At 51.7% G+C, this 19355-nt stretch carries 13 protein-coding genes; 5 read left to right on the forward strand and 8 right to left on the reverse strand.

Going from position 1 to position 19355, the window contains the following annotated elements; all coding sequences use genetic code 11:
- Positions 1 to 104 precede the first annotated feature (104 nt).
- The 4 genes from EPA93_RS13570 to EPA93_RS13585 all read left to right on the forward strand — a co-directional run bounded on the left by EPA93_RS13570 (position 105) and on the right by EPA93_RS13585 (position 7184).
- Positions 105 to 3320 carry a winged helix-turn-helix domain-containing protein gene (locus EPA93_RS13570; RefSeq protein WP_129888040.1) on the forward strand — a complete coding sequence of 1072 codons (3216 nt, stop codon included), beginning with the start codon at positions 105 to 107 and terminating at the stop codon, positions 3318 to 3320.
- Between the two features lie 207 nt (positions 3321 to 3527).
- Positions 3528 to 5285: a CocE/NonD family hydrolase gene (locus EPA93_RS13575; RefSeq protein ID WP_129888041.1), complete on the forward strand. Its 1758-nt coding sequence runs from the start codon at positions 3528 to 3530 to the stop codon at positions 5283 to 5285.
- 62 nt (positions 5286 to 5347) lie between these two features.
- Positions 5348 to 6328: an ABC transporter ATP-binding protein gene (locus tag EPA93_RS13580; protein ID WP_129888042.1), complete on the forward strand. Its 981-nt coding sequence runs from the start codon at positions 5348 to 5350 to the stop codon at positions 6326 to 6328.
- Between the two features lie 25 nt (positions 6329 to 6353).
- Entirely contained in the window at positions 6354 to 7184 is an 831-nt protein-coding gene (locus tag EPA93_RS13585) for an ABC transporter permease (protein WP_129888043.1), read from the forward strand.
- A gap of 361 nt (positions 7185 to 7545) precedes the next feature.
- On the opposite strand, the gene EPA93_RS13590 is transcribed toward EPA93_RS13585, so the two are convergent.
- The 3 genes from EPA93_RS13590 to EPA93_RS13600 all read right to left on the reverse strand — a co-directional run bounded on the left by EPA93_RS13590 (position 7546) and on the right by EPA93_RS13600 (position 11049).
- Positions 7546 to 8706, reverse strand: coding sequence for a pyridoxal phosphate-dependent aminotransferase (locus tag EPA93_RS13590; RefSeq protein WP_129888044.1), 1161 nt, complete (start codon positions 8704 to 8706; stop codon positions 7546 to 7548).
- Positions 8707 to 8900: 194 nt separating this feature from the next.
- Entirely contained in the window at positions 8901 to 10247 is a 1347-nt protein-coding gene (locus EPA93_RS13595; RefSeq protein ID WP_129888045.1) for a dipeptidase, read from the reverse strand.
- Positions 10248 to 10845: 598 nt separating this feature from the next.
- A complete protein-coding gene (locus EPA93_RS13600; RefSeq protein ID WP_129888046.1) occupies positions 10846 to 11049 on the reverse strand; it encodes a hypothetical protein in 204 nt (67 codons plus the stop codon).
- 312 nt (positions 11050 to 11361) lie between these two features.
- Between EPA93_RS13600 and EPA93_RS50310 the strand changes: the two genes are divergently transcribed.
- Positions 11362 to 11484, forward strand: a complete 123-nt coding sequence (locus EPA93_RS50310) for a hypothetical protein (RefSeq protein WP_277988889.1) — start codon at positions 11362 to 11364, stop codon at positions 11482 to 11484.
- Here EPA93_RS50310 and EPA93_RS13605 read toward each other — a convergent pair.
- The 5 genes from EPA93_RS13605 to EPA93_RS13625 form a co-directional block, all read right to left on the reverse strand.
- A complete protein-coding gene (locus EPA93_RS13605; RefSeq protein WP_129888047.1) occupies positions 11477 to 13195 on the reverse strand; it encodes a peptide ABC transporter substrate-binding protein in 1719 nt (572 codons plus the stop codon). The genes EPA93_RS50310 and EPA93_RS13605 overlap by 8 nt on opposite strands.
- A gap of 407 nt (positions 13196 to 13602) precedes the next feature.
- Positions 13603 to 15321, reverse strand: a complete 1719-nt coding sequence (locus tag EPA93_RS13610) for a peptide ABC transporter substrate-binding protein (protein ID WP_165423079.1) — start codon at positions 15319 to 15321, stop codon at positions 13603 to 13605.
- Positions 15322 to 15686: 365 nt separating this feature from the next.
- On the reverse strand, positions 15687 to 17165 hold the full coding sequence (locus EPA93_RS13615) for a serine hydrolase (RefSeq protein WP_129888049.1): 1479 nt from the start codon (positions 17163 to 17165) through the stop codon (positions 15687 to 15689).
- A 223-nt stretch (positions 17166 to 17388) separates the two neighbouring features.
- Positions 17389 to 18894, reverse strand: coding sequence for a serine hydrolase (locus tag EPA93_RS13620; protein WP_129888050.1), 1506 nt, complete (start codon positions 18892 to 18894; stop codon positions 17389 to 17391).
- Positions 18895 to 18934: 40 nt separating this feature from the next.
- Positions 18935 to 19354, reverse strand: a complete 420-nt coding sequence (locus EPA93_RS13625) for a periplasmic substrate-binding domain-containing protein (protein ID WP_129888051.1) — start codon at positions 19352 to 19354, stop codon at positions 18935 to 18937.
- Position 19355: the final 1 nt, after the last annotated feature.

Consider the following 19355-nt stretch of genomic DNA (forward strand, 5'->3'; position numbering starts at 1 on the left):
TTTTTACCCATCTTTTTAAAGTAAGCCCTGGGGCTTGCCGGATGAAACAACACCTGTTATATTCATCTATATACAAGATTGGGTAATTAAGCAAAGAGAGATGTATGCCTAAAGTCATCAGCGATGCCGTTATCTGGTCCGCCAAACAAAACATCTATGTGCAGCGCAGCCAGGGAAGCTTAGATCTGCAGCCTATCACTGGCGAGCAGGAACAATGGTTTAGCTGGCTGGCCGTGCGCTCTGCCTTTGCTTTTCAGGGCCAACAAGGCCATCTAACTTTACGCAAAGAGGCGCGGGCGCGTAAGGAAGAATATTGGTATGCATTTCGTTGTCAGAATAGACGAACAATCAAACGCTATGTTGGACGTACCGCAGATCTGACCCTGGCACGCCTTGAAGAGATCGCCACCGAAATTGCCGCAGCTTTTGCGCGTGCTCAAAAAGAGGCACAAGAAGCAGTTTACGAACCTCAGGAGTCGTCTTCAGGTTCCCTTTTGCTTATGCCCAAGCTGCGGCTGCCCCACTTGCATAGCTCACTAATTGTGCGCGAAAGACTCATGCAACGGCTTGATGCTGCCCTGGAAGGTAAGCTGACTGTGCTTTGTGCGCCGGCCGGATTTGGCAAAACAATTCTCGTGCGCCAATGGATCGCCTCACGAAGTGAGTGCAATCTGTTGCCTTCCGTGGCCTGGGTCTCGCTGGATGCTAGCGACAATGACCCGCTGCGTTTCTGGCGCTATGTGCTCACTGCCTGCCAGGGCTGGTATAACAGACAAGATCAGCATCTCCTTGACTTGCTCTCCTGCTCTATTCAGCCATCCATTGCCCAATCTGCCAGGAAATCGTTAGGGCTCGAAAATGTTCTCACGAGCTTTCTCAATGAGCTCAGTCAACAAAATATCTCAGGTTTATTGGTCCTGGAAGATTATCATCTCATTGCTGAAGCCAGGATACACGAGACGCTGAACTTCTTGCTTGCTCATATGCCAGAAACCCTGCATATAGTTTTAATTACGCGCTATGAGCCCCCGCTTTCGTTGGTACGCTTGCGGGCTAACGGAGACCTTCATGAAATCTCTGCCAGCGATTTGCGTTTCTCATTTGAAGAGACGACTACATTCTTACAAGAGTTTGCCTTATCTGTAGAGACCTTACAACGACTCAATACTCATCTTGAGGGCTGGGCAGCTGGATTGCGCTTGCTCCTTCTTTCGCTACAACGCAAGACCACTCAGGCTCAGATCGAGCAATTGCTGGCAAGCTTTAGCGGCACCCACCGACCTGTGCTTGACTATTTTGTTACCGAGGTGCTGGAGGCTCAAACCGAGCGCTTGCAGGAATTTTTGCTACGTACCAGTGTGCTTGCACGCTTGAGCCCCGCGCTTTGTGCCGCCGTTTCTGGTATGCAGGAGAGCGCGGAACTTTTGCGCCAGATCGAGCGTGCCAATCTCTTTTTAGACGCGCTCGATGATGTTGGCGAGTGGTATCGCTATCATGCACTCTTTGCCCAGGCTATGCAGCACGAAGCGCGCCGCCGGCTGGGGGAGAGAGAGTTTCAGGCTCTTCTGTATATGGCTAGCACTTGGTTTGAGCAACAAGGTATGCTGGCGGAGGCGATTGAGACGGCTCTTAAGATGGCAGAAGGCGGCGAGCGTGCAGCTGCCTTAATTGAGCAGTTTGTGAGCAGAGAGCATTTTTACGAAACCCCTGAGTATCATACGCTGCGCCGCTGGCTGGAACAGATACCGGATAAGTGGCTCAAGCAATCTCCCTTGCTGTGCTTAAACTATGCAGGGGCCCTGCTCTTCACCCAGGAGGAAGAGCCTCAGGATCAAAAAATATATAAACAAAATGAGGAATTATTACAAAGGGCTGAGGAGAGTTGGCGGGCTAGCGCTAACTTTCCTCGGCTTGGTGAAGTTTTTGCCTTACGTGCTTTTTATACCTTCCATCGAGGAAAATATGACTTAGCCATCGAGTATGCTCAGCAAGCCCTATCCTGGTTGCCAGAGGACGCAGCTCTGTGGCGTGGTTTGACCTTGAGCATCGTGGGGATCAATGCTTTCTTGCGGGGCCATCTCAATGAGGCTCGATTTGTTATTGAAGAGGTGTACAGGCTATGGAAAACCGGCGGCAATCCATATACGCGACAAGTAGGAGTGCTTTTTCTTCTAAGCATACTTTGTTTTGAGCAAGGAGAGATGCATTTAGCGTTAAGGTATTGCCGTAAACTTGAGGCAATTGCGAGTTCGAGCGATGTTTCCTTCATGTTGCAGATCTGCCAGGCGCAAATTTATTATGAATGGAATGATCTGGAGGTCTTGCAGCAGCTCGCGCAGGCCGGGAGGCCGGAAGGTCAGGTGGGTGATTTTCCCGATGAGATCATCGAGATATTGTCGGAGTCTGTACTGGCGCGCATAGCGCAGATCAGAGGAGAGACGCAGCAAGCTGTTGAGCTTGTGGGGAATATTGTTTCGCGCCTACGTTCATTCCCTGAAGAAGCTTTTCTCTTCTCTCACGAAGCGCTTTGCTGGCTTGTCCAGCTTTCTCTTTTACGTGGGGATCTTGACACGGCGCAATGTTGGCTGAACGAGCTGGTTCGTCTTCACAAGAGCGTATTACATCTTCCTGATAGAGAATATCTGCAGGCGCCAGAAGACCCAGATGCTCTTGATCAGGTCAGACCACCTGAGGTAGCTCCTGTGCAGGTTGGACCGCTGAGCGTGCCTGTTTTGCAGGAACAGAGAGCCCTCCTGATGGCGCGTATGTCTCTGGCACGAGGAGAGTTTGCGGATGCCCTAGCCATTCTTAACTATGTGCTACCGAATGCAAAGAAAAATGGACGAGGGCGCCATACCCTTCAGACCAAGCTTTTATTGGCCCAGGTCTATGCCGCATGCTCACAGCTACCTCAAGCTTACCAATTTTTGATTGCGGCATTGGAGCAAGCCTACCCACAAGGTATGCAGAGAATCTTCCTGGATGAGGGGCCAGCCCTATACTCGCTCATGAGCCAGCTTTTGCCCCAATTGGAGAAACGGCCATTACGGGACTATCTACGGCGCTTGCTGCAAACCTTTGCCCAAACACAAGCTGGCCAGAAAACTATTGTGACTCCAGCGCTTAACGAGCCGCTTTCTGCCCAGGAGCAGCGTGTGCTGCGCCTTCTCGTGGCGGGCTATTCGAATGCTGAGATTGCACGCGAGCTTGTCGTTTCCGTAAATACGATCCGCACTCAGGTTCAGAGCATTTATCGCAAACTTGATGTACATGATCGAAAAGCCACTGGCGAGATAGCGCGCCACCTTCGACTTGTGTAATTCCCGCCTGAGCCTTGAATTCCTTGAATGAGCAACGCCTCCCAGGCTATGATCGTCTATCCTCATGCTTGCGAACCATATAAATCATCCAGAAGATCACCACGCTAGATGATGCGCATTCATCCATTCCTCTTCTAAACTGATGGCACAGCTAAATTTGGTAGATAAACAAGCCTCCCGTCCCAGGGAAAGGATGAGCCTTAAATTATGAGTATAGTGATTGAAGAAAATATCATGGTTCCTATGCGCGATGGTGTCAGGCTGGCCACCGATATCTATCGACCCGCAGGTGATGGACAATGGCCAGTCCTGTTGACGCGCGTGCCATATAACAAGGATATGCGCTTTCCTGTTCCCGGTTTAGAAGACAAGCGGCTTTTTCTGGAACTTAACCTTGACGCAGAGCGTGTAGTGGAGGCTGGCTATGTCATCGTTGCGCAGGATACGCGCGGAAGGTTTGCTTCTGAAGGGACGTTTGAGCCGTTTGTACGTGAGCGCGAAGATGGCACGGATACGATTGAGTGGGCCGCCAGGCAAGCATGGTCTAACGGCAAAGTAGGAATGTTTGGTGTCTCCTATCAGGGGCTGACCCAGTGGCAAGCGGCACGTGCCCAGTCGGCAGCCTTGCAGGCAATTGTGCCTTCGCAGTCTCCCGGCTGGCATCTCAACCCTTATCAAGGGGGCGCATTCTTGCTAGGGCTTACCCTTGAATGGGCAATGAACGTCAGCCTTGGCTGGGCCTGGAATGATGAAGGAGAGTTGGCAGTCAGGCAGGAACAGGCAGAGACGAAAGGGATAGAGCAGGCCAATAAGGATCTTCTTGCACCTTTCCAACGTCTTCCACTGCTAGACCAACCACGCTTATTGGAGCGAGCGCCATACTACTTTGAGTGGCTGGCACATCCCGCACATGATCCCTACTGGCAGAATCTGGTCTCTACGAAGTTTCTTGAGGATGTTACCGTGCCGGCTCTGACAATCTCTGGCTGGTATGATCCCTTCCTGACAAAAGATCTTGACTATTACCAGGGCATGAAGCAGCGGGGAGGCAGTGCCCTGGCGCGCGCACAACAGCATCTGGTGATTGGACCCTGGTCCCATGGCAACTTTTGGCGCGGCTTCGGGTCCCGAAACTATGGCTCGGCCTCTTTTGCCAAAGACATGCTAACCGATTTGCACCTGCGTTGGTACGATCACTGGCTCAAAGGAATAGAGAATGGCCTTGAGCAAGAGAAGCCTGTACGCATCTTTGTCATGGGAGCTGATGTCTGGCGCGAGGAGGAGAGCTGGCCTTTGCCCGATACGCAGTATCGTCAGTTTTACCTGCACAGTACTGGACATGCCAATACGCTCTCAGGCAACGGCCTGCTTTCAACTGAGCAGCCCACTGAGGAAGCAGAGGATGTCTATTGTTACGACCCACATAACCCTGTTCTGACAGTGAGGGATGCCGCCAGTGAAGACGAAATAGACACTATGGGGCCATTTGATCAACGTGAAGTTGAGCGGCGCGAGGATGTGCTTTGTTATACGAGTGCGCCGCTTGCGCAACCTCTAGAAGTAACCGGACCAATTGAACTTGTCCTCTATGTATCCTCGTCGGTCCCCGATACCGATTTTACCGGCAAGCTCGTTGACATCCATCCCGATGGGCGGGCTGAGCTGCTCACTGATGGCATACTGCGTGCTCGCTATCGCGATTCCTTCGCAGAAGCAAAGCTAATGGAACCATCTCAAGTCTATGAGCTGTATATTCATTTAGGCGCTACTTCTAATCTTTTCAAAGAGGGGCATTGCCTGCGCCTGGAGGTCTCCAGCAGCAACTTCCCGCGCTTTGAGCGCAATAGCAATACAGGAGGAAACATCCCAGCCGAGCGCGCAGAAGATCTCAGGCCTGCCCTTAATCGCATCTATCACACAAGCGAATATCCATCTCATCTGATCTTGCCTATCATCGAACGCTAACATAGAGAAAAGAAAACAGCGGCTTGCCTATACGGTGGGCCGACACGAATTGGAGAAAATAGATGCTTTCTCAAGCAGCACGCACCTTGCCCGGCACCAAGGCGCAACCTGATGTACCCATTATTGCTGTCGAGAATCTGGTTAAGCGCTACAAAAAAGCCGAGAAGAACGCCGTCGATGGTATTTCTTTTACCGTACCAGCGGGCGCGTTCTATGCTCTGCTTGGTCCGAACGGAGCCGGCAAGACTACAGCCATCTCAATGCTCACGACCACCCTTGCCCCCACTTCAGGAACCGTTAGCATCGCGGGCTACGACCTGATGACTCAGGCGGATCTTGTGCGGCGCCAACTTGGCATCGTATTCCAGAAGCCCAGCCTGGATCTCAACCTCACGGCTGAAGAGAATGTACGCTTGCATGCAACGCTTTATGGGCTCTATCCCTACAGGCCGCTTTATCGCCTGATGCCTTCTGCTTATCGGGCCCAGGTTCATGCTCTGGCGGAATTGCTAGGAATTGAGGAGAGCCTCTTTAAGCCAGTGAAGACTTTTTCGGGAGGTATGAAACGCAAACTGGAAATTGTGCGCAGCTTGCTTCACCGCCCGGCTGTCCTCTTCTTGGATGAGCCAACGACAGGACTTGACCCGGAGAGCCGGCGTAGTCTATGGGACTATCTACGCCAGGTACGAGCAGAAAGCGGCACAACCATCTTTCTTACCACGCACTACCTGGAAGAGGCAGAAGGGGCCGATGGCATTTGTATTCTCAATCATGGCCGAATCGTGAGTACAGGCACGCCGCAGCAAATCAAAGCAGCTCTGCTCCAACCTACACTACTTATCGATGCGCAAGATCGTGAGCAATTGCGCGCAGAATTACAGCAGAAAGGCTTGCCTTTCGAGGAAGGAGCCGGTTTCTCTATCACGATAGACAAGCAGGACATCCATCACTTGCTAAAATCGCTTGCCACACCATTGAGCTTGATACAGACTCAGGCCCCGACATTAGAGGATGTTTATATACAGATTATTAAGCAGGATTAGCGCGAAAAAATAAAAGGAGAAAGCTATGAGCCTCTCGCAAGCCTTCCCTCATACACAGGAGAAAGGCCGGATGAATATCACCTGGAATGCGATTCTTACGATTGCCGGGCGCGATGTCATGCGCTTTGTGCGCGATCCTATACGTCTGGCTTTTGCGATAATTTTCCCGATTGTCCTTGTTGTAGGCTTGGTAGAGACCTTACAAAGCGGCTTTGGCCATGCTGTCAAATTTAATCTGGTGACCTTTAGCATCGTTGGGATGCTGGCGATGACGCTGTTCCAGACAACCATGATGGGCCTTACATCTATGATAGAGGATCGGGAGAACGATTTTACCCAGGAGTTGTTTATAGCGCCCATTTCACGTTACGCTATTGTCTTTGGAAAGATCTTTGGAGAAGCGCTGGTGGCCTTTGGACAAGGGATTATACTCTTGCTCATGAGTGTCTTGCTCTTTGGGGTCTCGTTGTCCCTATCGGCTCTTCTGTTGCTCATCCTGGCTTCGCTTGTCGTTTGTCTGTTCGGAGGGGCATTTGGAGTGCTGGTCGTCTCGGTCTTTAATACTCAGCGTGCAGCAAACCAGATCATGCCATTTATCATCTTTCCCCAATTTTTCCTGGCTGGTGTTTTTATGCCGGTGAATAATTTACCCTGGTACCTGGATGTCATCTCGAAAATTACGCCAATGCTCTATACCGTAGATCTGATCCGAGGCATCGTCTATGCCGGGACTCCGCAGTATCACGAGGTGGTGCTGTTCCATCCGCTCATCAACCTGGTGGTAATTGCTGTCCTGTTTCTCATTTTTCTCATCGGCGGAACTATGCTCTTTGTGCGCAGCGAGCGGAATCGCTAGGATCGACAGGGTGGTCGTGAGCCTGGCAGGAGAGAATAGGACAAACAAGTCGAAAAGCTCTTCTATATTTAGAAGAGCTCTCTCTTTCATCTCTAGAGCTACGTCCGGCTCTGCTTATTGCCGGCGCAGGGCTGGCGCATGGCTTTGTGTGGATCTTGCTCTCGCCGCTGCGCAAGCTACGCTAAGAATGCCCTGAAGTTGGCGAAGCTTGCAGCTCTCTAAAGTAGATCATCGAGCGAGAGGCCCCAAAGTGACTTCGGGGCTCTTAGCCTGTTGAAGTTCTTTAGGTCTACCTCGTCTTTGTTCTGCTTTGGGAGCAGAAGCCCTTGCTATCATGCAAAATAGATCTGCAGCTCGAACTTTAGCTGATGGTAGGGAACGTACTGGCGATACGGTCTCTCAAGGTAGCCAACCGTGCTACCGGTTCATTGCTGAATACCAGGCGTACGAACTGATCGCTATTGCTTTCGCCCCAGGCGCGCATAGGAGTGGCCGCAATTTTACCTTGTTCAAGGAGCAACCTGGAGGCAGTGAATGAATCGTATCCTAGAGAACCTACATCAAGGAGCAGAGACCATCCGCCTGCAGCTGCATAGACTGGTACTCCTTGTAATTGCTCGCAAACTGTATCTCGGCGGCGCTGCCATTCTGCAACACTCGATAGTAGGTCCTCAACTGGCGATTGTAGCGCGGCTAGCGCACCACTCTGTGCGATCCCTGTAGGCGTAACCACATTATAGATATGGACGCGGGCTATATCGCTCATGATCTCTGCTGGACCCACAACCCAGCCAACGCGCCAGCCAATCATGCGATATTCTTTAGAGACAGAACCAACTGTAATTGTTCTGGAGGCCATTTTTGCCAGTGAGGCAGGATGGAGATACTGACGATTATCGAAGAGGATACGTTCCATCGCCGCATTATAGATCAGCCAGGCATCTTGAGATTGACAAATTTCGGCGATGGCTTCCCATTCTTCCCTGTTAAGAACTGCTCCCGAGGGCATAGAGGGATTCATAATAAATAGCACACGGGTTCGTGGACTGACGGCTGCGCGTAAAGCCTGCAAGTCGAGCCGCCATTCATGCCCATTCCAGCGCAAGGGAACGAAGCGAGGTATGGCTCCAGCTAGACGAACGCGGTTAATCATGCCAGCATAGGTAGGATCGGTGACGATGACCTCATCTCCGGGGTCAGTTGTGGCTAATAGAGCATCAAATAGGCCTTCAGTACCCCCACAAGTAATAATGACCTCGTTTTTGGGATCATATGTATGTCCTGTCTGTTGAGAAACGTGGTGAGCAACGGCTGAACACAGGGCATAATTGCCTGTGAAAGGGAGGTAGCTGTTGTTCTCATCGCGCCCGATAGCTTCGCGGGTTATCTTTTCGACAGTAGGAGGAGGCAAAAGATCGGTATCGAGGTTTTCTAAGCGCAGAATTTCGGGATCGTTTTCTGCGGCCGCTGCAACTGTATCGATGGCGAAACCAGGTATCCCGGTAAGTCTCTTAACGCTCATGAGCGACTCCTTTGAGGGAAGCTGTTCTTTGCCCTTGTTACTATGTCCTTGATTATAGCTTATTTGTATGGTGCCACATATTCAGCAAGAGATAGGTAAGATACGCTAATCACTACGCTACCTCTTGCGATAGTACTCGATCCTTTAAGGGTATTTGGCGCTAGCGAGACCCTCAAATGGGTGAGTTTCCTCTATTATTTTTTGCCCAGCTTATGGGGAAAATCTAGTAGGAAAAGGGCCTCAGTAAGCGCCATGTTTTCGAGCTCATTAAGGTCAACGCTTTCGTCGGCGGCATGCATGTTTGTCTGCGGCTCCTCCGCGCCCCAGATAATAATCTCGGCCTGTGGAAGCGTGTTGGCAAAGACATTGATCAGTGGAATAGAGCCACCACTACCAATATAGGTCACTTCTTTGCCAAAGGCTGACTGTAAGGCCTGAGAGGCAGCCTTATATGCTGGCCCGGAAGTTTGTGCGGCAAAACCTTCACCAGGACCTTCATCCTTGATCTCAACGTGAGCCTTCCAGGGAACAATCGAGAGGAGATACTTTTTGAGCAGTTCCAGGGCCTCCTCAGGCGATTGCTCGGGTGGGACGCGCAAGCTAATTTTCGCTCTTGCCGTATCGTAGAGGGCGTTGCGCGCATCCTTAACCGTACTGGCATCAATGCCAATAACGCTAATCGAGGGCTTTGTCCACAGGCGGGAGGAAATGCTACCCGTACCGATGAGCTCTACCCCCTCAAGAATGCCTGCATCGGAACGAAGCTGGCCCTCATCTACCTTGTGACCGCTCCACTCGCTAGCTTTAAGTCCGGGAACCGCGACATCACCATTTTCGTCAAGCAATTTGGCAAGCATAAGGATCAAGGCCATGAGGGCATCCGGAGTAGGACCACCGAATAAGCCGCTATGCACCTGCCCTTTAAGCGTGCTGACCTCTATGGTAAGAGCCGTGGCGCCTCGCAGCGTGGTAGTAAGTGTAGGTTCACCCAGTTTCCAGTTGCCAGAATCCGCCACGATGATCGCATCGGCCTGAAAGAGCTCTGGATGTTGGGGCACATATGCTTCCAGGCTGCCTGCACCTGTTTCCTCTTCTCCCTCGATAATGACTTTAATGCCCACCGGTAACTTATCTCGGAGAGCGTGGAGGGCGGCAAGATGCAGTACGATCCCTGACTTATCGTCAGCCGCTCCACGGCCATAGAGCCGCCCGTTTTTCAGGGTGGGTTTAAAGGGATCACTGGACCAACCTTCGCCGGCCGGCTGTACATCGTAGTGAGCATAGAGTAGGATGGTTGGCGCACCTGCAGGGGCGGGGATGTGACCGTAAACGGCCGGATATCCGCCGGGAAGGTCGAGCAGTCGAACATCCTGCAGCCCAACGGTGGCGAGCAAATCCCTGGTGAGCCTGGCTGCCTCCAGCACTGGTTCGCTGGGATAACCGGGAAACGCAACAGAGGGAATACTGGCAAGCCGTTCGAGATAAGAAGGCTGCTGTGTCAAAAATGTATGAATAGCAGCCTGAATTTCACTGGGATTCATATCTGTTCCTTCTTTTGCTATTGCATGAAATAGCTTCTAGAGATTTTTTATATGCTGACTCACTTCGTCTCTGCTGATCTCTGAAAGCACACGCCCGGGACGAAGCAGGTCTGGAGATCCCCATGCTTTCAGCAGAGCGTTGCGGTCGCTGTTCTACCGTGGCTTCCAGGACCTGTGTACTATTCACCTATTTCTCGTTCTCGGCACGTCTGGGCAGTTCATTTTCTCTACTGAGTCATTGAGGAGCAAGCGCTCATTTTCCCAGGCACCGCCTGGACTCCTGTCGTTAGTTGCCCTCCTGAAATAAACGCTCTCACTAGTATATCACTTCTTTCCCTGCTCCGTGGCAGCCTCACCGGATTATTAGCTGATTGCATCGATTCAGATTTCCACAGTTCCGACCAGGGGAGACTCTCCGAAACCCGAGTAAGCTCAACATTCTAGCTCTTTTCCAAAATAGTTTGTGTGGCGCATGTTTAGAGGTTCATATGATTGCGTATCTGAGTATGAGGGTATTTGAGGGGTTGCGTATCGGCAAAACTTTGCGTTTTTGCCGATACAACTAAAATGCTTGCAAAGGAAGCAAGCGCCCTATTGACTAACAGCTACAGGCGCTGCCGTAACAGCTATGTAAGCATGTCAGAGGCGTGAATATAAATTGAGGCTGCTGTTGCTTGCCTTCCGCAGAGGGAGAGGTGGTAATTTTGATATCTAAATCAAAATCATCATTAGTGAGCGCACTGCCTGTTCGCACCGGGACAGCATCAATCAAAGCTAAGTTCTGCATCAAAGAATCTTGCATGATAGTTCCTCCTTGAACTCATAATCTTACCTGCTTCCGGGAAAAGTGACAGCATATTGTGCAGCGAGAAGACTGCTTTTCATTGGATAGTCATCAGGCACCCGTTTCCCTGGAAGTTTGCCGCACTCAAAGGCAAAATGCCGCACCCGATGCTCGACGCCAGCACGCTAGTAATTTTTGTGCCGCTATGCCCTTGAGCCTAATTCGAGTATAATCAGAGTTTTGGCAAAAATAAATATCTCAGTTATAAAGATATAAATCCGATACAGAAATATTTTGTAATGTAGGATCGGCAACGGTGAACAGAAAAACGTGCCGCGCGGACAAGCTATTCCTGGATTGATGACCAGCCTGCTTGAGTTTGCCCGCGCGGCATTGCTCATGATGGTGCCTTGTGCTGAAGACAATTGCCCTCAGCAACAAGCGGTTATTTAGCCATGTAGATGTTGCCCCAGGCGTCCGGCTCGAAGCCTCCGAAGCCCAGAGGGGTGACTGGATAGTTGCGCAATTTGGGATTTATGAGTAATTGAAATTGTCCCTGGAAGAGCGTGAGCCAGCCAACATCGTTGACGATCTTCTGTTCGGCATCGTTGTACTGCTGGGTGCGCTCCTGGGGATTAAGATTGATATCGGCCTTTTGCAACTCCTCCTGCACAGCCTGTTGCGCGGCAGCATTCTTGCTCTTATTCTGGCCATAATTGGCGAAGTTGAAAGAGGCTCCCTTGCCGAAGTTAAAAGTCACCCAGCCCTGTGGATCGGGATAGTTCCCCATTCCCATCAGCCAGATCTGTAAGGGGCCCGAATTCCCAATGGTGCTCATCCATTGTTGCGAAAGCGCCTCACCGCTCACGACACTGGATTTTACAGTAACGCCCAGCACAGTTTGCCACTGCTGGACCAATACGGCGACGATGTTGGCAATGTCAGTGCTACCGGTGGAGTAGGTAAAGATGAGGGGAGGCAACTGGCTGACGCTGGCATAGCCCTCTTCCTGCATGCCCTCCTGGAGCAACTGCTTGGCTTTGGCGGGATCTCCTTTGGTGCTCTTGACGCCTGCGGGACCGCTGAGGTCCTTATTCAGGCCGGGCATGCCCTCAGGCATCAGATGATTCGTGGGGGTTACTGAGCCACGCATCACTTTCTCGGCAATCAAGTCCTTGTTGACAGCCAGGGCAAAGGCCTGGCGGATCTTGATGTTATCAAAGGGTTTGGCCAGATAGTTCATTTCAACATAGTCGAGTAGTAGCTCAGGTGAGTGTTGGAAGTCTTTACGGTTCTTAACCTCGCTCAGGTGGGTAAGCGGTACAGTAGCGTAATCAAGCTGGCCAGTCTGATAGCCCTTATAGGTAGTGTCTGTATCGCCCGAGCGCAGCATTTCCAGCTTTTGCAGTTTAGGGATTGGCCCATAATAGTTGGTATTGGGGACCAGGGTCAATCCTTTATTGTGATCATACTGTGCTACCTTGAACGGACCTGAACCCCCACCTTCGGCCAGGTGTTCGGTCCACTTGCTGCCATACTTGTCAATGAGCTTCTTGTTGACTGGCAGAGCGATCGTGCTACCGGCAAGGGTCTGAAGGAAGTAGGAGGCCGGGTGCGCCAGCACGAAAACTAGGGTATTCTCATCCTTAACAATCAAGCTGTCGCCGATGAGCGTTGGGATTTTGCCAGTAATCATTTTGTCCCAATCCTTCAGCACATCAAGGAATGTGGCTGTGGGTGATTTTATGGCTGGCGATAATGCGCGGTTGATACTATAGGCGATGTCCTGAGCCTTCAGCGGCGTGCCATCGCTGAACTTGAGATTAGGCTTGAGCTTGAAGGTATAGGTAATTCCGTCTGAGGAGATGCTATGCGACTGAGCCATCTGATCGATGATGTTCAGGTTACGATCAAGAGTGATCAGGCCAGTAAAGATAATGCTAATCGCCTGATTATCCACAATCATTGAGGAAAGCGCGGGGTCCAACACCTGGAAATCCTCGGGACCAATGGGAAAGCGAAAAACCTGCTGGCTGGCCGGGGCGGGCTCCTGATCAGCGTTGTTTGCCTGTGGAGTTGGTCCTCCACAAGCTACGATGAGTAGCGTCAGCAGGCATAAAATACTTGATAGGAGCACTTTGCGGACGCGGATGTGCTCTGACATGCGAAATCCCTCCTTATAAAATAAAGTAAAAAATAGTGCATATGCCGCCTCTACTTGCTGGGGCCACACTGTCCTGGAACGATCAAGCTTGATCAGCGTGGGATGGTGCTGTCTTCCAGTACTTGTGCGAGCAGCAACGTAGCAGCAGCAGTGCTCTGCCTAACTGGTAGCATTCTCGTGGCCTCGTTGCCACTGCCAACCGAGCGGAGCAAAAAATGACGGATGAAGATACAAATCTGATATAGCGTGTATTCTCCATCACATGAACTGCATTGATGATCTGAAAAACGCGCTGCGCGGACAAGCTGTTCCTGAACTGCTGAACAGCCAGATTGAACCTGCTCGCGCGGCACATTGCAAATTAGTGTACCCTTGTGCTCAAGCCAAATGTCCTCAGCGACAAACGGCTATTTAGCCATGTAGATGTTGCCCCAGGCATCCGGCTCAAAGCCTCCAAAGCCCAGAGGGGTGACTGGATAGTTACGCAACTTGGGATTTATCAGGGCCAGAACCTGGCTCTGGAAGAGCGAAATCCAGCCAACGTCGTTGACGATCTTTTGTTCGGCATCGTTGTACTGCTGGGTGCGCTCCTGGGGATTAAGATTGATATCGGCCTTTTGCAGTTCCTCCTGCACAGCCTGTTGCGCGGCAGCATTCTTGCTCTTATTCTGGCCGTAATTGACGAAGTTGAAAGAGGCTCCCTTGCCGAAGTCAAAAGTGAGCCAGCCCTGTGGATCGGGATAGTTAGCCAGGCCCGACAGCCAGATCTGCAAGGGGCCTGAATTTCCTGTGGTGTTTAGCGATTGTTGTGTTAACACATCACTGCTCACGACACTGGATTTTACAGTAACCCCTAGCACCGTTTGCCACTGCTGGACCACGACGGCGACGACGTTGGCAAGGTCAGCACTACCTGCATAATAGATAAAAGTAATCGGCGGCAACTGGCTGACGCTGGCATAGCCCTCTTCCTGCATGCCCTCCTGGAGCAACTGCTTGGCTTTGGCGGGATCTCCTTTGGTGCTCTTGACGCCTGCAGGGCCACTCAGATTCTTATTCAGGCCGGGCAAGCCCTCGGGCATCAGATGATTTGTGGGGGTCACTGAACCGTACATGACTTTCTCAGCGATCAAGTCCTTGTTGACAGCCAGGGCAAAAGCCTGGCGGATCTTGATGTTATCAAAGGGTTTGGCCAGATAGTTCAGCATGATATAGTTAAGGTGCAGCTCAGGTGAATGTTGGAAGTCTTTACGGTTTTTGGCCTCGTTCAGATGGACGCGCGGCACAGGGGTGTAATCAAGCTGGGTTGCCTGATAGCTCTTATAGGTAGTGTCTGTATCGCCCGAGCGCAGCATTTCCAGCTTTTGCAATTTGGGGATCGGCCCATAATAGTTGGTATTGGGGACCAGGGTCAATCCTTTGTTGTGATCATACTGCTCCACTTTGAACGGACCTGAACCCCCACCTTCGGCCAGGTGTTCGGTCCAACTGCTGCCATACTTGTCAATCAGCTTCTTGTTGACTGGCAAGGCAGTTGTGTTGCCGGCTAGAGATTGGAGGAAGTAGGAGGCCGGGTGCGCCAGCACGAAAACTAGGGTGTTCTCATCCTTAACGATCAAGCTGTCGCCGATGAGCGTTGGGATTTTGCCAGTAATCATTTTGTCCCAATCCTTCAGCACGTCAAGAGACGAGGCTGTGGGTGATTTTATGGCTGGCGATAATGCGCGGTCGATACTATAGGCGATGTCCTGAGCCTTCAGCGGCGTGCCATCGCTGAACTTGAGATTAGGCTTGAGCTTGAAGGTATAGGTAATTCCGTCTGAGGAGATGCTATGCGACTGAGCCATCTGATCGATGATGTTCAGGTTACGATCAAGTGCGACCAGGCCAGTAAAGATCACGCCAATCGCCTGATTATCCACAATCAGACTAGAAAGCGCGGGGTCCAGTACACGAAAATCCTCGGGACCAATGGGAAAGCGAAAAACCTGCTGGCTGGCCGGGGCGGGCTCCTGATCAGCATTGTTTGTCTGTGGAGTTGGTCCTCCACAAGCTACGATGAGTAGCGTCAGTAGGCATAAAATACTTGACAGGAGCACTTTGCGGATGCGGATGTGCTCTGACATGCGAAACCCCTCCTTGAATGCCTGACTCGCATTCATTATGAAGTAAAAAATAGTGCTTAGGTTGCAACGTAGCAGCAGTGCTCTGCCGAACTGGTAGCATTCTCGTGGCCTCGTTGCCACTGCCAGCCGGGCAGAGCAAAAAGTGGCTAAAGAAGAAACATTGCGCTTCGGAACCAGGCGCTAGAGATGTATTATGTTGTTCATTCTCCCCTTTCTAGCAAAGTGAAATTGCATCGGGCCCTGGCGAAATTACTCTTCGGGCCGGCGTGAACGCTGCTTTGAAAGTCGGCAGAAAGTTGCCCTGACTGGCCGGGCAGACCTCTTCATACTCACGACAAAAATAACTAAGCCGTCCCTTAGCACATTCATGAAAGACGCGTGAAAACAATTGGGTTTACCTCCGGCTCTAACGGAACCGCCAGGCTCGCGATATTGCCGGCGAGATTTGTGCCGAAAGAGACTTTTAGCGTGAGATCAAAGTGGCTCTGATAGGCCAGGAAGGCATCATAGTGAAAATGGGTTAGGCTGTATTCCAGGTCGTTATAGAACGCCTTTAAGCCCTCACCTTCGACAGTCAGGGTGAGCAGGCCATAGCCGGGATGCTCGTATTGGCCGGCATAAGCGCTCAAGGGATGCGAGAGGGCCGTACCAGGCACCTGTCCCTCGGTAAGTGCTTGCTGCGCCTGCTTCTTCAGCTCAAGCGCTTGCGCGCTGCCACGCAGCATGCGCTCGTTCCAGGGCAACTCATCAAGTCCCAGAAGTCGATCGCAGATATTAAAGGCAAATATATTGGGAAACAGCACGGCTTCGAACTCTAGATTGGTTAAGACAACGATGCCTAGATTATCATCGGGCAGGAAGGTCGTCATGACCGTGAAGCCATCAATACCTCCGCTATGTTGCGCTAGCTCATGGCCCCGGTAACTGAAGACTCGCCAGCCCAGCGCCGCACAATAGCGAGCCTCTTCTGGATACTTCATCCCCACCTGATAATGATCGATAGGAATGATACCCTGTGGCTCAAGAATCTGCTTAAACTGTGCTTCGGAGACCAGGCGTTGCTCGCCGTACCTGCTCTGTTTGAGCAGAGCGCGCAGCCACTTAGTCATGTCCTCGACATTCGAGTTCAGAGCTCCTGCCGGATCGTAGGATGTACCCTTATTGAACCTGGGATAGAAACGGGTGCGTTGCGTCTTGCCCTTGATAGTTTTATAGGGCAGGGCATAGTCTGCGGCGCGCTGTACATCCTGAACGCTAAAGCTGGTACTATTCATGCCCAGCGGCTCCAAAATGCGCTGGCGGATGAAGGCGTCCCAGCTCTGCCCGCTGATTGCCTCTAAGAGGTAGCCAGCCACACCGTAGAGCAGGTTATTGTATTGCCAGCCGGCGCGAAGATCTTTGTTGAACTCAAGATGGGGCAAACGCCCAATGAGCTCTTTGACCGTGACAAGAGAGTTATAGGCCAGCGCGTCATGTCCGGGCAAGCCGCTGCGGTGTGTGAGAATATCGCGGGTAGTCAGGCGCTCGCTCGTGACACTATCGGCCAGCTTGAACTCGGGCAAGTAGTTGCGTAGAGGCGCATCCCAAGCAAGCTTACCCTCGTCCACAAGCATTGCCAGGCTCATTGCCACAAAGGCCTTCGTGCAGGAGCCGATGGCAAAGATACTTTGCGGCGTCGTTTCAAGGCCTTGTTCTCGATCACGTTGGCCAAAGCCGCGCGCGTAAATCACCTCATCATCTTTGACAATGCCAATCGCTACGCCCGGAATTTGCCATGTTTGCATAACGTGATCTACGAATTCTTCGTAGCCGTGCAGGCGCTCTCTATGAGTTGCACGAGACATAAATACCTCTTCTAGTGAAAAGATTCATTATATAACTATCTGATACCCGGCCTTCCCGGCCCTCCAAGGTTTGAGAGCCAGGAAGTTCAACGATTCAGGCCTTTCTCACCACATCCAGGGCGCTCTTCTACATGCCAACTACATTGTTGGCCGGGTAAGTTCGCGAATAGATGGAGAGGCGGTATGCAGACAGCCCCACCATTAAGGAAGAGTGCCGGCCTGGCTACTCTTGAGCGGCCTTGACCGCAACGCGCTTAAATACAATCGGGTTCGCCGCCGGCTCCAAAGGTGCCGCCAGACTTGCTACATTGCCATCGAGATCGGTAGCAAACGAAACCTTGAAACGATACTCATAATATGCCAGCTCGGTCTGAAACACATCGTAGTGGAAGTGAGTAAACCTATATTCTACGTTGTTGTAAAGGCCCTTTAAGCCCTGCTCATCCAGAGAGACGGTGAAGGCGCCGTAGCCGGGATGCTCGTACTGGCCAACGTAAGCGCTCAAGGGATGAGAAGGAGGGGCATCTTTTACCTGCTTGGCGTCTTCCTCTTTGCGCTGTTGTTTTTGCCGCTCTACCGCCGTATCAAATGATTGCCGTGTGCGTTCGTTCCACGGCATCTCATCTAGCCCCAGCACACGATCGCAAAGATTGAAGGTAAAGATGCTATGTACCGCAACCTGGTAAGCCTCACGATTGGTAAATGTAACGATACCAAGTTTGTCATCGGGCAAGAAGGTAGTGAGCAGGCTAAAGCCTGGCACGCCCCCACTATGCTGCACGACTCGATGTCCTCGGTAGGTGAAGGTCCACCAACCTAGCCCGTAACAATAGTGTGATTCTTCAGGATATGCCTCGCTTCGAAGCTCCCCGCGGGGTACAATCATTTGGGGTCCGATAAGTTGCTCATATTGAGCCTGAGAAACCAGGCGTTGCTCGCCATCGCCGTACTTTGTGCCGTTAATCAGGCAGCGCACCCACTTTAAGGTATCATCTACATTGGAAGCCATTGATCCGGCGGGCGCATCGGTCATTGTCTCAGGAGAATAATAGGAAGTGCGTTGCAGCTCACCTTTCTCCAGTCTGTAGGGCGCTGCATATTCCGCTGCCTGGCGCATCTCCTGCAGGCTAAAGCCAGTATTGTTCATGCCCAACGGCTCCCGAATGCGCTGACGGATGAAGGCGTCCCAGCTCTGCCCGCTCAGCGTCTCTAGCAGATAGCCGGCCGTTGCGTAGAGCAAATTATTGTATTGCCAGCCTGCGCGCAAATCCTTAGTGAGCTCAAGATGGCGGAGGCGCTTGACGAGTTCTGGTAGCGGGAAATAAGTATTCTCGGCGAGCAGGTCGTGGCGCGGCAGACCAGTGCGATGCGAGAGGATGTCGCGGGTGGTCACGCGCTCGCTGGCCACGCTATCCGAGAGCTGGAATTCGGGCAAGTAGTTGCGCAACGGAACATCCCAGTCAAGCTTGCCCTCATCCACCAGCATGGCCAGGCCCATGGCTACATAGGCTTTGGTGCAAGAGGCTATGCAAAAGACTGTCTGAGGCGTCATCGCCAGACCTTGCTCTCGATCACGCTGACCAAATCCACGCGTGTAAATCACCTCATCATCTTTGATGATGCCAACGGCGACACCGGGTACTTTCCATTCCTGCATGCGCGCCAGGGCGAACTCCTCGTAGCTTTGCAGCCGTTGGGCAGGCGAGGGAAGTGACGAAGCTTGTGCCATTGATTCTACTCCTTACTATTGCTTCAATGCATCGTAGTATCTACTGTACAAAGTACATTTTGCTCCAGGCATCTGGCTCGATGAGCCCGACCGGACTCAGTGGGAAGTTTTGTAATTTAGGATTGACGAGTACCTGCAACTCGGTCTGGAAGAGCGGAAGCCAGGCTACATCGTTGGCAAGTTTTAGCTCGGCATCGTTGTATTGTTGGGTACGTTGCTGGGGATTAAGATTTGTATCCGCCTGCTGCAATTCTTGCTGTACCGCCTGTTGGGCAGCTCCCAGCTTCCCTTTGCTCAGCCCATAGTTCAGGGTATTGTACGAGGCCCCTTTGCCATAGTAGAAGCTCAGCCAGCCCTGGGGATCGGCATAGTTGCCAAATTGTAACATCCAGATCTGCAGCGGTCCCGAGTTGCCAATGGTATTCAGTCGCTCTTGAATCAGGACTTGATAGGTTGCCACT

Source organism: Ktedonosporobacter rubrisoli (genome assembly GCF_004208415.1).
In the GTDB taxonomy this organism is placed as follows: domain Bacteria; phylum Chloroflexota; class Ktedonobacteria; order Ktedonobacterales; family Ktedonobacteraceae; genus Ktedonosporobacter; species Ktedonosporobacter rubrisoli.

What these genes read in the sequence shown, in the direction of transcription:
- EPA93_RS13570 (WP_129888040.1), top strand. Translation starts at nt 105, where the DNA reads ATGCCTAAAGTCATCAGCGATGCCGTTATCTGGTCCGCCAAACAAAAC.
- EPA93_RS13575 (WP_129888041.1), top strand. Translation starts at nt 3,528, where the DNA reads ATGAGTATAGTGATTGAAGAAAATATCATGGTTCCTATGCGCGATGGT.
- EPA93_RS13580 (WP_129888042.1), top strand. Translation starts at nt 5,348, where the DNA reads ATGCTTTCTCAAGCAGCACGCACCTTGCCCGGCACCAAGGCGCAACCT.
- EPA93_RS13585 (WP_129888043.1), top strand. Translation starts at nt 6,354, where the DNA reads ATGAGCCTCTCGCAAGCCTTCCCTCATACACAGGAGAAAGGCCGGATG.
- EPA93_RS13590 (WP_129888044.1), bottom strand. Translation starts at nt 8,706, where the DNA reads ATGAGCGTTAAGAGACTTACCGGGATACCTGGTTTCGCCATCGATACA.
- EPA93_RS13595 (WP_129888045.1), bottom strand. Translation starts at nt 10,247, where the DNA reads ATGAATCCCAGTGAAATTCAGGCTGCTATTCATACATTTTTGACACAG.
- EPA93_RS13600 (WP_129888046.1), bottom strand. Translation starts at nt 11,049, where the DNA reads ATGCAAGATTCTTTGATGCAGAACTTAGCTTTGATTGATGCTGTCCCG.
- EPA93_RS13605 (WP_129888047.1), bottom strand. Translation starts at nt 13,195, where the DNA reads ATGTCAGAGCACATCCGCGTCCGCAAAGTGCTCCTATCAAGTATTTTA.
- EPA93_RS13610 (WP_165423079.1), bottom strand. Translation starts at nt 15,321, where the DNA reads ATGTCAGAGCACATCCGCATCCGCAAAGTGCTCCTGTCAAGTATTTTA.
- EPA93_RS13615 (WP_129888049.1), bottom strand. Translation starts at nt 17,165, where the DNA reads ATGTCTCGTGCAACTCATAGAGAGCGCCTGCACGGCTACGAAGAATTC.
- EPA93_RS13620 (WP_129888050.1), bottom strand. Translation starts at nt 18,894, where the DNA reads ATGGCACAAGCTTCGTCACTTCCCTCGCCTGCCCAACGGCTGCAAAGC.